This is a genomic window from Georgenia yuyongxinii (assembly GCF_006352065.1).
Classification (GTDB): domain Bacteria; phylum Actinomycetota; class Actinomycetes; order Actinomycetales; family Actinomycetaceae; genus Georgenia; species Georgenia yuyongxinii.
Genome location: NZ_CP040915.1, coordinates 1,967,369 through 1,979,975, shown reverse-complemented (window position 1 = coordinate 1,979,975; position 12,607 = coordinate 1,967,369). Strand labels below are relative to the sequence as shown.

General features: G+C 74.7%; 8 protein-coding genes. 4 read left to right on the top strand and 4 right to left on the bottom strand.

Annotated elements, in window-relative coordinates:
* The first annotated feature begins 45 nt into the window (after positions 1-45).
* The 3 genes from FE374_RS08925 to FE374_RS08915 all read left to right on the top strand — a co-directional run bounded on the left by FE374_RS08925 (position 46) and on the right by FE374_RS08915 (position 4,197).
* Positions 46-1,563 carry an MFS transporter gene (locus FE374_RS08925; protein ID WP_168205639.1) on the top strand — a complete coding sequence of 506 codons (1,518 nt, stop codon included), beginning with the start codon at positions 46-48 and terminating at the stop codon, positions 1,561-1,563.
* 222 nt (positions 1,564-1,785) lie between these two features.
* Positions 1,786-3,825: a DEAD/DEAH box helicase gene (locus FE374_RS08920; RefSeq protein ID WP_223173681.1), complete on the top strand. Its 2,040-nt coding sequence runs from the start codon at positions 1,786-1,788 to the stop codon at positions 3,823-3,825.
* A 102-nt stretch (positions 3,826-3,927) separates the two neighbouring features.
* The gene (locus FE374_RS08915) at positions 3,928-4,197 is read left to right on the top strand and encodes a hypothetical protein (RefSeq protein ID WP_139928343.1); all 270 of its coding nucleotides are present in this window, start codon (positions 3,928-3,930) and stop codon (positions 4,195-4,197) included.
* Positions 4,198-4,263: 66 nt separating this feature from the next.
* Here the strand turns inward: FE374_RS08915 and FE374_RS08910 are convergent, their stop codons facing one another.
* The 4 genes from FE374_RS08910 to FE374_RS08895 all read right to left on the bottom strand — a co-directional run bounded on the left by FE374_RS08910 (position 4,264) and on the right by FE374_RS08895 (position 9,879).
* Entirely contained in the window at positions 4,264-5,892 is a 1,629-nt protein-coding gene (locus FE374_RS08910) for a GTPase (protein ID WP_139928341.1), read from the bottom strand.
* On the bottom strand, positions 5,889-7,643 hold the full coding sequence (locus FE374_RS08905) for a GTPase (protein WP_139928339.1): 1,755 nt from the start codon (positions 7,641-7,643) through the stop codon (positions 5,889-5,891). Before FE374_RS08905 ends, FE374_RS08910 begins: the two co-directional genes overlap by 4 nt.
* Positions 7,640-9,052 (bottom strand): histidine--tRNA ligase, encoded by a 1,413-nt coding sequence (gene hisS / locus FE374_RS08900; protein WP_139928337.1) that lies wholly within the window; start codon positions 9,050-9,052, stop codon positions 7,640-7,642. The genes FE374_RS08905 and hisS overlap by 4 nt, the downstream gene beginning before the upstream one ends.
* An 86-nt stretch (positions 9,053-9,138) precedes the next feature.
* On the bottom strand, positions 9,139-9,879 hold the full coding sequence (locus FE374_RS08895; protein ID WP_139928335.1) for an MBL fold metallo-hydrolase: 741 nt from the start codon (positions 9,877-9,879) through the stop codon (positions 9,139-9,141).
* 1,474 nt (positions 9,880-11,353) lie between these two features.
* Between FE374_RS08895 and FE374_RS19805 the strand changes: the two genes are divergently transcribed.
* A complete protein-coding gene (locus tag FE374_RS19805; protein ID WP_230978527.1) occupies positions 11,354-12,544 on the top strand; it encodes a DUF349 domain-containing protein in 1,191 nt (396 codons plus the stop codon).
* Positions 12,545-12,607 lie beyond the last annotated feature (63 nt).

Below are 12,607 nucleotides of genomic sequence, written 5' to 3'. Positions count from 1 at the left end.
AGGCGCGGGTGGGCGCGGCGTGCGGCGTGCGCGATGATCTGGGGCGTGAGTGCCCAGGACAGCAGCGGCGTGGCGGCCGGCCCCGCGACCGAGCCCGGCTCGGCCACAGAACGCCGTGCCACGGGCGGCCGTGGCGGCGAACGCGGAGCCAGCAACGGCCTTGCCACCGACGGTGCCCGCTCACCGCACGTCGTCCGGCTCCTCATGGTCGCGTCGGTGGCGCTCATCACGCTGGCCGCCTTCGAGGCCCTCGCCGTCGCCACCGTGATGCCGGTGGTGGTGGACGACCTGGGCGGCCTGCACCTGTACGCCGTCGCCGCCGGCGCGCCGCTGGCCGCTCAGCTTGTGGCCACCGCCGCGAGCGGTGCCTGGGTCGACGCGCGTGGTCCGCGCGGCTCGCTCGTCGTGGGCGTGCTGGCGTTCTGCGTGGGCCTCGTCGTCGCCGGCCTGGCGCCCGCGATGGGAATCCTCGCCGTCGGGCGCGCCGTCCAGGGCTTCGGTGCCGGCCTGCTGATGGTCCCCCTCTACGTACTGGTGGGGGCGATGGTTCCGGCGGACCGCCAGCCCCGGTTCTTCGCGGCGTTCGCCGCGGCCTGGGTGGTCCCGGGACTGGTCGGTCCGGCCATCGCGGGCACGGTGGCCGACGCCGTGAGCTGGCGCTGGGTGTTCCTCGCCGTCCCGGTGCTCACCCTGGCCGCCGGCGCGGTGCTGGTCCCTCTCCTCCGCCACGTGCCGCGGAAGCGGCGAGCGACGCAGGACCCGGCCGCCCGGCGGGCGACGCGCAAGATCCTGCTCGCTGCGACGGGCGCCGGGCTCGCGGCCGCGGCACTGCAGGTGGCCGGCTCCGGCGGCGGCGCCTCGGGGCTGGTACTCGCGGTGGCGGCGGTGGCCGTGCTCGCGGTCACGGTCCGGCTCCTGCTGCCCGGCGGCGCGCTGCGCCTGAGGAGGGGTGTGCCGTCCGCGGTGACGTGCCGCGGTCTCCTCAACGCCGCCTTCGTCAGTGCCGAGACGTTCCTGCCTCTCCTCCTGGTCCGGGAGCACGGCTGGACCGTCCGCGAGGCGGGGTTGGTGCTGACCGTCAGCTCGTTGACCTGGGCGGGCGGTTCCGCCGTCCAGGGCCGCGTGCACGACCCCCGACGGCGCGCCCTCCTGCTCTGGCTGGGTCCCCTGATCCTTGTCGCCGGCACGCTGGTGGCCGCGGCCGCCAGCGTGCCCGGCGCCCCGGCGTGGTGGGTCGTGGTCGGGTGGACCATCGCGGGAGCCGGGATCGGGCTGGTCTTCCCCGCGCTGTCCGTGGTGGTCCTGCAGAGCACGGCACCGGCCCAGCACGGTGCGGTCTCCTCGTCGCTGCAGATCTCCGACGCCCTCGGCGCTGCCCTCGGCCTCGCCGCGGCGGGCGCCCTGTTCCTCGCCTTCGTCGCCCACGGCGCGCTCGGTTTCCTGGCCGGGCTGCTCGTGTCCGCCGCGCTGGCGGTGGGCGCCCTGGCGGCAGGCGCTCGGGCGACCGCGGTCTCGGCGCCAGCTCCGGCGTCGGCGTCCGGGTCGGCGTCCGCCGGGGCGTAGCGGTTCTCCGGGCGGCGCTCTGGAAGCGGCGTCGCCGCTGGTCCCGGCTGTGCGCGACGTCACCGGGCCCTGCACTGTCGCGGTCCGCCCCTGCACCGATAACCTTGGCTCTCCTGGAGTGAACGAAGACCGCCCAGGCCCTGTGCGGAATTTTCGCGTGTTAGGGCCATCGTGCGGATGGTGGGTTGCCGACCTGGTGATGTCACCCCCACTCCGTCGACGATGGGTTTGACTTTGACCTCCCCTGCCATTGACCTCGATCTCACGCGCCTCGACGACGCGGACACGGCTGAGCTTGCGATCGACGAGACCGCCACCGAGCTTGCGATCGACCAGACCGCCACCGAGCTTGCGACCGCCGAGACCGCCACCGAGCTTGCGATCGACGACACCGCTGACCACCTCAGCGACGAGGCCCCGGGCCGCACGTTCGCCGATCTCGACCTGCCCGCGGACCTGCTCGCCGCCGTCGAGGACCTCGGCTTCACCACCCCCACCGACATCCAGGCCGAGGCGATCCCGGTGCTGCTCAGCGGCCGCGACGTCGTCGGCATCGCGCAGACCGGCACGGGCAAGACCGCCGCGTTCGGCCTGCCGCTGCTCGCCGCCGTCGACCCGACCGAGCGCGCCGTGCAGGCCCTCGTCCTGACCCCCACCCGCGAGCTGGCGATGCAGGTGTCCGACGCCATCGCGTCGTTCGCGCACCGCACCCGCTCGCTGACCGTCCTGCCGGTGTACGGCGGCTCGAGCTACGTCCCGCAGCTGCGCGCCCTCAAGGACGGCGCCCAGGTGGTGGTCGGCACGCCCGGCCGTGTCATGGACCTCATCGAGCGCGGCGCCCTCAAGCTGTCCGGCGTGCGGTTCCTCGTGCTGGACGAGGCCGACGAGATGCTGCGCATGGGCTTCGCCGAGGACGTCGAGGTCATCGCCGGCCACGTGCCGGCCGGCCGTCGCACCGCCCTGTTCTCCGCGACCATGCCTTCCGCGATCAAGAAGGTCGCCGCCACCCACCTCACCGACCCGGTGCGCGTGGCCGTGACCCGGCCCGCATCCACCGTGTCGACGGTGCACCAGACCTACGCCGTCGTGCCCTTCAAGCACAAGGTCGGCGCCCTGTCCCGGGTGCTCGCGACCACCGAGGCCGCCGCCGCCATCGTGTTCGTGCGCACCAAGGGCACCGCCGAGGAGGTCGCCCTCGAGCTGGCCGCCAAGGGTATCCAGGCTGCGGCGCTGTCCGGCGATGTGCCCCAGCGCGAGCGCGAGAAGCTCGTCGAGCGGCTGCGCGGTGGCTCCCTCGACGTGCTCGTCGCCACGGACGTCGCCGCCCGTGGCCTCGACGTCGAGCGCATCGGGCTGGTCGTGAACTTCGACGTCCCCCGCGAGAACGACGCCTACGTGCACCGCATCGGCCGCACCGGTCGCGCCGGGCGGACCGGCACTGCGCTGACGTTCCTCACCCCCCGCGAGCGTGGCCGTCTGCAGCAGATCGAGAAGGCCACCGGATCCAAGCTCGAAGAGGTGGCCATGCCCACCCCGGCGGACGTCTCGCGCCACCGCGCGCAGCAGATCTTCGCCAAGGTCGCCGAGCGGCAGCAAGCCGGACGCCTCGAGATGTACCGCGACGCCGTCGCCGGCCACCTCGAGGAGAGCGGGCTGGATCTGACCGAGGTCGCCGCCACCCTGGTGGCCCTAGCCGTCGGGGACGAGGGCCCGCGCCGACGCGACGACGCGGACGACCGCGGCCCGCGAGTGCGCCGCGAGGAGGATGTGGATGAGAACGGCGAGTTCGTCGCCGCCTCCTTCGATGAAGGCTTCGGCCCGAAGACGCGCCACAGCCGCGGTCCCGCCGAGCGCGGCGGGCGCCACCCGCGCGTCGCCGGGCAGCGCTACCGCGTCGAGGTCGGCCACAAGGACGGCGTCCAGCCCGGCGCCATCGTCGGTGCGATCACCGGTGAGGGCGGCCTGCGCGGCTCGGACCTCGGCAAGATCGACATCTTCCCCAGCTTCTCCCTGGTGGAGATCTCCGGCGACCTCTCCCCGGAGACGACCCGCCGCATCGGTGCCGCGAAGGTTGCCGGGCGGGCGCTGAAGATCCGCCCCGACGAGGGCCCCCGCGCCGGCGGCGACCGCAAGCCGCACCGCGCCAAGCGGCACGACGGCGGTGGCTGGGGCGACAAGGGTCGCAGTGACTGGGGCAGCCGGCCCGACCGCGGCCTGCGGCCCTCGCGCCCGGCCGGTGGCCCGCGTCGGGCGGCCCGCTAGCCAAAGGCCTTCTTCCCGCCGCACCGTCGAGAACTACGGCTCTCGCCGAGCGCGCCACTTCCCGTCGACCGCTACAGCTCCGGCTGTAGCGGTCGACGGGTCGTGGCGCGCTCGTCCAGCAGCGTCGCCGACCCGCCTGACGACGCCGACCCGCCTGACGACGCCGACCCGCCTGACGACGCCGACGCTCGGCCTGATGGGCGCCCAGGACCTGGTCTTCCCCCGGCCGTCACCGCGCGTCTCCTGGCGGGCTGGGAAACGTACGCCGACCATGTCGAGCTCGGCACCATCGAAGCTGCTGGCCACTATGTGGTCGAGGTGGCAGCAGAGGACACCGTCGCCGCCATGCGGACCTTCTTCGGGGGCCGGTGAGTAGTCGGCGCGCCGGGTGCTCATCGGGTAGGCGCCGTGCTGCAGCGCACTGCGCTACCGCGGCGTTCAGCGCGCCAACGCCCCCACCAGGGCGCGGAACTTGGCGAACTCACCGAGGTGCGACTCCAGCGGCCCCACCACCTGCTCGACGACCGTCTCGGACACCACGGCCCGCAGCCGCTGCGCCACGCGCCGCGCCCGGCGGCGCGCACCGACACGCGCGGCCAGCGAGCCCAGCAGCGTGAGCACCAGCCCGACGATGAGGCCCCCGGCGAGCAACACCGTCGGCCACGGCATGGGACCCGCCATCGGCGTGACGGGCGCGGGCAGCTGGAGGTAGGCCATGCCGGCCAGGACCCCCAGCCACCCGGCGCCCGCGACCGCGGCGAGCAGGAACAGCCACTGCAGCACCCCGAGCAGGCGCCACCAGGACGGCTCCCGGGTCTGCTCTAGCTCGGTGCCGGCCACCTGCTGGTCCAGGGAGTCCACCAGCGCGGGGATCCGGCCCGTCACGTCCTCCAGGACGTCGGCGCGCCACTGGCCGGGCAGGTGGGTGGTGGACCGTGCCACCAGCGCGTGCGCGGCAGCGCGCACCGCGGCCTCCTGCACCGGTGTCGGGCCCGGCAGCGAGGTCCGCGCCAGGCGCACGTCCTGCGCGCGCTCCCCCAGGTGCAGCCGCTTGAGCGGGTCCGGGCGCAGCCGGGCGAGCCAGCGCACCGGCGGCCAGCCGACGTGGCGCCCGGCGGCGCGCACATAGCTGCCGCGGGTGGCGTCCCGCACGGCGTCGACTCCCGCGGCCTGCGCCGCGGCGCCCACCAGGCGGGCGACGTCCCGGTCCGCCGCCGCGGTCGGCGCCGGTTCGTCACGACCGCCGCCGACGCCGTCGCTGCCGGCACCGACAAGCGCCGCCGCGGTGGTGCGCACGTCCGCGGCGAGGCGCAGCTGCGCCGCGCGGGTCGTCGCGGCGACGGCGGCGATCCGCTCCCGGAGGGCATCGAGCCCGGTGCCCTGGCGGGCGGAGACCGGCAGCACGTCGACGCGGCCGAGGCCGTCATGCTCGAGCAGGACGGCGAGGTCGCCCAGCACACCGTCGCGCTCTTCCGGGTCAAGGGTGTCGACCTGGTTGAGCACCACCAGCGTCACGTCGGCATGGGCGGCCATCGGGGCGAGGTAGTCGCGGTGGACGATGCCGTCGGCATACTTCTGCGGGTCCAGCACCCACACCAGGACGTCCACCCGACCGGCCATGCGCGCGGCGATCTGCCGGTGCTCCACGGCGGTGGAGTCGATGTCGGGCAGGTCCAGCAGCACCAGCCCCTCCGGCCCACCGTTCGCCGAGGTCCGTTCTGGTACGCCGAGCCAGTCGAGCAGCTCTGCGGCGTCGTCCTCGCCCCACACCGCCGCCAGCGGCCGGTTGGTGGTGGGACGCCGGGCGGCGACCGTGGCCACGTCCCGGCCGAGCAGCGCGTTGAACAGGGACGACTTGCCTGACCCGGTGGCGCCGAGCAGCGCGACCACGGTCCGCCCGGCGGCCAGGTTCTGCCGCTCCTCGGCACGGTCCAGCAAGGCGGTGGCCGACTCGACGACCGTCGCCGGCAAGTGCCCCTCGGCGGCGTCGAGCGCGTCCCGCAGCCGGTGGAGATCGTCCGGGAGAGTCGCGGTGAGATCGGCATGGCGGCGCCGCAGCGGGCTCACAGACCGGCCTCCGCCCGCCGCGCGGCCCGCACACCGGTGACCGCGGCGGCCACCCGGTCCGGGGCGTCGGGGTCGATCTCCAGGGTCTGCAGCGCGCCGCGGTACGCGTCGGCCTGCGCGGCGAGGAACTCCCCCGCGCGTCGGTGCAGGTCGGTCCTGGCGGCCTTGGCCATCTTGCGGACGGCGTCGTCGCCGAAGACGGCCTCGAGGAGCTTCTGGGCGACGACGGCGGTGCCGCCGGCGATGGCGACCTCCGCGCCCGTCAGCCCGGCGGTCGAGGCGAAGATGACCACCATCAGTGCGATCGCGAGGCCGTTGACGCCGAAGGAGAGCATGCGGGCGGTGAACCGCTTGTCCGCGCCCTCCGCCCGGACCATCGAGAGCAGGTCGCCCTGCCAGCCCCGGACCTGGTCGGCGGCCTGCTCGACGAGCTGGTCCTCCGGGGTCAGCGCGGCCGTGGCCCGCGCCAGGACGGCGCGGGCGCCGGGCTCGAGGCGCCAGGCGTGGTCGACGTCGGCGGCCGCCCGGGCCGCCTCGGCGACCAGCAGGGTCTGCAGCCCTGTCTCGATCGCGACCTCGACCTGCTCGGCCGGGGCCGGCGTGCCGCGGAAGAAGCTGGTGACCCGGTCGCGGAGGCGGCCCACCTGCGCCTCCACCGACCGGAAGAACTCACCGGTGCCGACGAACTCCTGCCAGCGGGCGAGCACCTCGCCGCGGAGCATGGCGCCGTCCGCGGTGGCGGCCATGAGCCGCTGGTGCGCCTGGGCGTAGGCGTCGTCCACCTGCGCGGAGAGAGAGACGAGGGCACCGACCTGGCCGCGGGCGCCGTCACCGACGCGCGAGGCTCGGGTGAGGGCCGCGTCGACGGCGCCGCCGAGGGTCTGCCGGGCGACGGACGCACGCGAGCCGGCGTCGGCGGCGATCCCGTGCAGCCACCCTCGCAGGGCGGCGACGTCGTCGGCGGGCAACAGGCCGGCGGCGTCGAACGCGGTCTCGGGGATGACGAAGAGCGGTGCGCGGCCCAAACCCTCCTCGTCGAGGCGGGCGGCGAGGTCCTGGCGCACCTCGGCGCTGACGCCGGCCGGCACCCGGTCGAGGACGACGGCGATGACGATGCGCCGGGCGGCGGCCTCGGTCAGCAGAGCCCACGGGATGGCGTCGCCGTACCGGGCGGCGGTGGTGACGAAGACCCACAGGTCCGCCGCGGCGAGGAGCTGGTTGGCCAGCTGCCGGTTCTCCGCGACGACGGAGTCGATGTCGGGAGCATCGAGCAGGGCCAGCCCCGCGGGCAGCTCGGCGCTGGCGCGCAGCTCGAGCTCGCCGTGCGCGCCGTCGCCTGTGACGGGCGGCTCGGCACCGGGTGCGAGAGTCACCCGGGCGAGCCCGGGCAGGATGCGGTCGTCGCCGAACCAACTGGCGTCGTCGGGGTGATGGACGAGCAGGGGCCGGCGGGTCGTGGGCCGGATGGCCGAGGCCGCGCTGACCCGATCCCGCAGCAGGGCGTTGACCAGGGTGGACTTTCCGGCCCCGGTCGAGCCACCGACGACGGCGAGCAGGGGCGCCTCCAGCTGGGCGTAGCGCGGGATGACGTAGTCGGTGAGCTGGTCTAGCACCTCCGCGCGGTCGGTGCGGGCCTCCTCGGCGCTGGCGACGTCGAGAGGCAGCACCACGCCGTCGAGCACCTCACGCAGGTGGTCGAGCGAGGAGAGGACGACGCGGGCGCCCGCGCCCGTGCCCGACGGCAGGCTCATCGCGCCCCCGGAGCTTGCGCGCCCGGCGTCTGCGCATCCGGCGCAGTGCCGGGTGCCGAGCCCTGCGCCGTGCCGGCAACGACCCGCGGCCACAGGTCCTCCGCGGGGGGCGTCCAGGCGGCGGCGTCGGCGCCGACCTGCTCACCGGAGCGGATGTCCTTCACCTCGTCGGCGCCGTCGGCCCCCGGGAACCACACGAAGGGGATGCCGCGCCGGTCGGCGTAGCGGATCTGCTTGCCGAACTTCGCCGCGGTGGGGGCGACGTCGGTGGGGATGCCACGGGCACGCAGGGCGTGGGCGACCCGGTCGCTGGCGCGGCGGTGCTCCTCGTCGGTGACGGCGACCAGCACGGCGGTGGGCACGGGCCGGGTTGCGGCGGCGAGCCCGTCGCCGAGGATGCGAGCGAGGAGGCGGGAGACCCCGATGGACAGGCCCACCCCCGGGTAGGTCCGCTTGCCGTCGGTGGCGAGGGAGTCATAGCGCCCGCCGGAGCAGATGGACCCGAGGTTCTCGTGCCCGACGAGGGTGGTCTCGTAGACGCTGCCGGTGTAGTAGTCGAGGCCACGGGCGATCTTGAGGTCGGCGACCACGGTGCCCGGGCGCAGCTCGTGGGCGGCCTCGAGCAGGGCGACGAGCTCGCCGAGGCCCTCGTCGAGCAGGGCCGAGCGGTGCCCGAGCGCGAGGACCTTGTCGGCCACCGAGGCGTCGGTGGCGGAGATGGACGCGAGCTCGAGGGCGTGCACCGCCTGCTGCGGCGTCGCACCGGCCTCCTCCTCGAGGGCGACGGCGACGCCTTCGGGACCGATCTTGTCGAGCTTGTCGATCACCCGGAGGGCGGCCTCGACGTCGTCCAGGCCGATCGCCTCGTAGAAGCCCTGGGCGACCTTGCGGTTGTTGACGTTGATACGCACCGGCGGGATGGGCAGCGCGGCCAGGGCCTCGGCCATCACCACGGGCAGCTCGACCTCGTAGTGGAACGGGAGCGTGTCGGCGCCGACGACGTCGATGTCGGCCTGGGTGAACTCGCGGAACCGGCCGTCCTGGGGCCGCTCACCGCGCCAGACCTTCTGGATCTGGTAGCGCTTGAACGGGAACGTCAGCTGCCCGGCGTGCTCGAGCACGTACCGCGCGAACGGCACAGTGAGGTCGAAGTGGAGGCCGAGCTGCTTGTCGGGGTCGGCGCCGGAGCCGTCCTCGCCGTCCTCCTGGAGCCGGCGCAGCAGGTAGACCTCCTTGGAGGTCTCGCCCTTGCGCAGGAGCTGGCTGAGCGGCTCGACGGCGCGCGTCTCGATGCCGGCGAACCCGTGCAGCTCGAACGTACGACGCAGGGAGTCGAGGACATGGGTCTCGACGACCCGGCCGTCGGGCAGCCACTCGGGGAATCCGGACAGGGAGGACGCACGTGCCATGGGGCCGATCTTCGCATCCCGGCGCCCGGCCGTGCGATTCGCCTCGCCGCTACGACCCGCGGGTCACCGCCGCACCGACCCGCGGGTCACCGCCGGGCGAGCGCCGCGCGCAGGTGCGGGTTGGTGGCCACCTCCCGCTCGAGCACCGTGCCCGGACCGTGCCCGGGCAGCAGCACGGTCTCCGGCGGCAGCGATCGGGCCAGGGTGCGCAGGGTCTCCGCCATCTCCTTTTCATCACCGCCGGAGAGGTCCGTACGGCCCACTGAGCCGGCGAAGAAGACGTCCCCGCACAGGGCGATCAGGTGCTGGCCGTCGGGGCCGGCCGCGGCGCCGTCGGGCAGCACGTCGATCCCCGCCACGCTTCCCCGCACCAGAAGCACGGTGGAGCCCTCGGTATGGCCTGGGGCCGGGATCCCGCGCACGACCACACCCGGCACCAGCGTCGCTCCGCCGCCCGACATGCACGCCGCGGGCAGCGGCTCGACCCGCGCGGGGCGGCGCCAGGGTGTCGGAGCCACCTGCGTGAAGTAGGGGCCCAGTTGTGGCCCGAGCGCCCCGGCTGGATCGTCGAGCCGGTAGGCGTCCGGGGTGGCGACATAGACGGGGACGGCGTCGCCGGCCACCGCGGCAGCGTCCCAGACGTGGTCGGCGTGGCCGTGAGTGACGACCACGGCGCCCAACGTGAGCCGGTGCGAGGTGAGCAGGTCGTGGACCGCAGCGGCCGAACCTGCACCGGGGTCGACGACGACGGCGTGGCCGCCCTCCGCGCCCGCCACGACGTAGGCGTGGGTGTCCAGCACGGGGGCGGTGAGGCGCAGCAGCAGCATCCGGCCAGGCTATCTGGGCGGCGGCGCTGTCCCGTTCGCCGCGGGAACGCGCCGGCGAGCCGGCGGGGCAGGGCTGCGTCGGCCAAATCCGGTGTGATGCGCTCCGCCACAGTCCCTAGAATGGTGGTCTCTCCCGCGCGCCCACGGCCGTGCACCGGCCCATGGGGTGTGTCACCACGGCTCACACGCGCGCGAGGGACCGCGGCGGCGAGCCCGTCCGGGAGGCACGAGAACGGTGTGGCGCATGCCTACCCCGTCATCGAGAAGGAGTGACGTCGACAGTGACCGAGCAGACGAGCCCCAGCGACATCCGCGACGCCGGGTCCCCCGAGCAGGAACGGACCCCCGAGTCCCAGCCGGCCTCCCTGGAGCCCTCGGCCGCGTCGCACACGCCGGACGATGCCATGCAGGCGGACCCGGCGGCTGGTGTCCCGGCCGGTGACGACGTCGAGCCGCCCGCTGACGCGGCAGTCCAGCCGCCCGCCGACGCCGCCGCCCAGGCACCGGTCGACACGGCTCTCGAGCCGCCGGCCGAGGAGTCCCAGGCTCCTTCCGACACGGCTGCCGAATCGCCCACCGAGGAACCCCAGGCACCCGAGGAGCCCCAGGCACCCGCCGACACGGCTGCCGAATCGCCCACCGAGGAACCCCAGGCACCCGCGACACGGCTGCCGAATCGCCCACCGAGGAACCCCAGGCACCCGAGGAGCCCCAGGCACCCGCCGACACGGCTGCCGAATCGCCCACCGAGGAACCCCAGGCACCCGAGGAGCCCCAGGCACCCGCCGACACGGCTGCCGAATCGCCCACCGAGGAACCCCAGGCACCCGAGGAGCCCCAGGCACCCGCCGACACGGCTGCCGAATCGCCCACCGAGGAACCCCAGGCACCCGAGGAGCCCCAGGCACCCGCCGACACGGCTGCCGAATCGCCCACCGAGGAACCCCAGGCACCCGCCGACACGGCTGCCGAATCGCCCACCGAGGAACCCCAGGCACCCGAGGAGCCCCAGGCACCCGCCGACACGGCTGCCGAATCGCCCACCGAGGAACCCCAGGCACCCGAGGAGCCCCAGGCACCCGCCGACACGGCTGCCGAATCGCCCACCGAGGAACCCCAGGCACCCGAGGAGCCCCAGGCACCCGCCGACACGGCTGCCGAATCGCCCACCGAGGAACCCCAGGCACCCGAGGAGCCCCAGGCACCCGCCGACACGGCTGCCGAATCGCCCACCGAGGAACCCCAGGCACCCGAGGAGCCCCAGGCACCCGCCGACACGGCGCCTGCCGCTGCCGCGCCGGAGGCGGTCGGCGCGCGGCCGGCACCTCGCCCCCGTCCAATGCCCCGCCCTGCTCCCCGACCGCACACGCCGGCCGCCGCCGCGCCAGTCGTACCGGCGGCCCCGCCGGTTGACGCCCGCGATGCGGCCGAGGCTGCGGCGTGGGGTCGCGTCGACGACGACGGCACCGTCTGGGTGCGCGAGGCCACCGGCGAGCGGATGGTCGGCCAGTACACCGGCGCCGATCGGGAGGAGGCGCTCGGGTTCTACGTCCGCCGGTTCCTGGACCTGCAGGCACAGGTGGCGCTGTTCGAGGCGCGACTCCCCCAGCTCGCCGCCAAGGAGATCGACCAAACCCTCACGACCCTGACCGAGGCGCTCCAGGAGCCGACCGCCGTCGGCGACATCGACGGGCTCCGGGCCCGCCTGGAGCGCCTGACCGCGGCTGCCGACGAGCGACGCGCTCAGGCGGCCGCAGAGCGGGAGTCCGCCAAAGCGCAGGCGGTCGCTGAGCGCACCGCCATCGTGGAGCAGGCGGAGAAGATCGCGGCGCAGGATCCGTCTCGCACGCAGTGGAAGCAGTCCGGCGAGCGGCTGCGCACCCTCCTGGACTCCTGGAAGAACGCCCAGCGCAACGGGCCGCGGCTGGACCGGCCCACCGAGGACAGCCTCTGGAAGCGGTTCTCGCACGCCCGGACCGCGTTCGACCGCCACCGCCGGCAGTACTTCTCCGAGCTCGACGCCTCGCAGGCGCAGGTGAAGACCGCCAAGGAGCAGCTCATCGCGCGCGCGGAGGAGCTGTCGACGTCGACCGACTGGGCCCGCACCGCGATCGCCTACCGCCAGCTGATGGACGACTGGAAGGCCGCTGGGCGGGCCGCCCGGAAGGACGACGACGCGCTGTGGGCTCGCTTCCGTGCCGCGCAGCAGAGCTTCTTCGACGCACGCAGCGCGCAGAACGCCGAGGTCGACGCGGAGTACGGCGAGAACCTGAAGGTGAAGCTCGCACTGCTGGAGGAGGCGGAGAAGCTGGTGCCTGTCACCGACGTCAAGGCGGCTAAGGCGGCGCTGCGACCCCTGCAGGACAAGTGGGACGCCGCCGGCAAGGTGCCACGAAACGACGTCCAGCGGGTCGAGGGCCGGATGCGCGCCGTCGAGCAGGCCGTGCGCGACGCCGAGCAGGCGGCCTGGCACAAGACCGACCCCGAGAAGAAGGCCCGCGCCGAGGGCGCGGCCGCACAGCTCGAGGCCTCGATCAAGGCGCTCGAGGCCGACCTCGCCAAGGCCCGCGACACCGGTGACGACACGCAGATCGCCGAGGCCCAGGCTGCCCTGGACGCCCGCCGCGCCTGGCTCGACCAGGTGCAGCGCACCGCCCGGGACTGACGCCTACACTGGCCGGTGCCTCAGGGCGCCGGCCGGTGTGCGCGCCGTCGGCCGGTGCTCGTT

Bases quoted from the DNA above. Each gene is read 5' to 3' on its own strand.
- FE374_RS08905 (WP_139928339.1), bottom strand. From the start codon at position 7,643: ATGAGCCTGCCGTCGGGCACGGGCGCGGGCGCCCGCGTCGTCCTCTCC.
- FE374_RS08895 (WP_139928335.1), bottom strand. From the start codon at position 9,879: ATGCTGCTGCTGCGCCTCACCGCCCCCGTGCTGGACACCCACGCCTAC.
- hisS (WP_139928337.1), bottom strand. From the start codon at position 9,052: ATGGCACGTGCGTCCTCCCTGTCCGGATTCCCCGAGTGGCTGCCCGAC.
- FE374_RS08920 (WP_223173681.1), top strand. From the start codon at position 1,786: ATGGGTTTGACTTTGACCTCCCCTGCCATTGACCTCGATCTCACGCGC.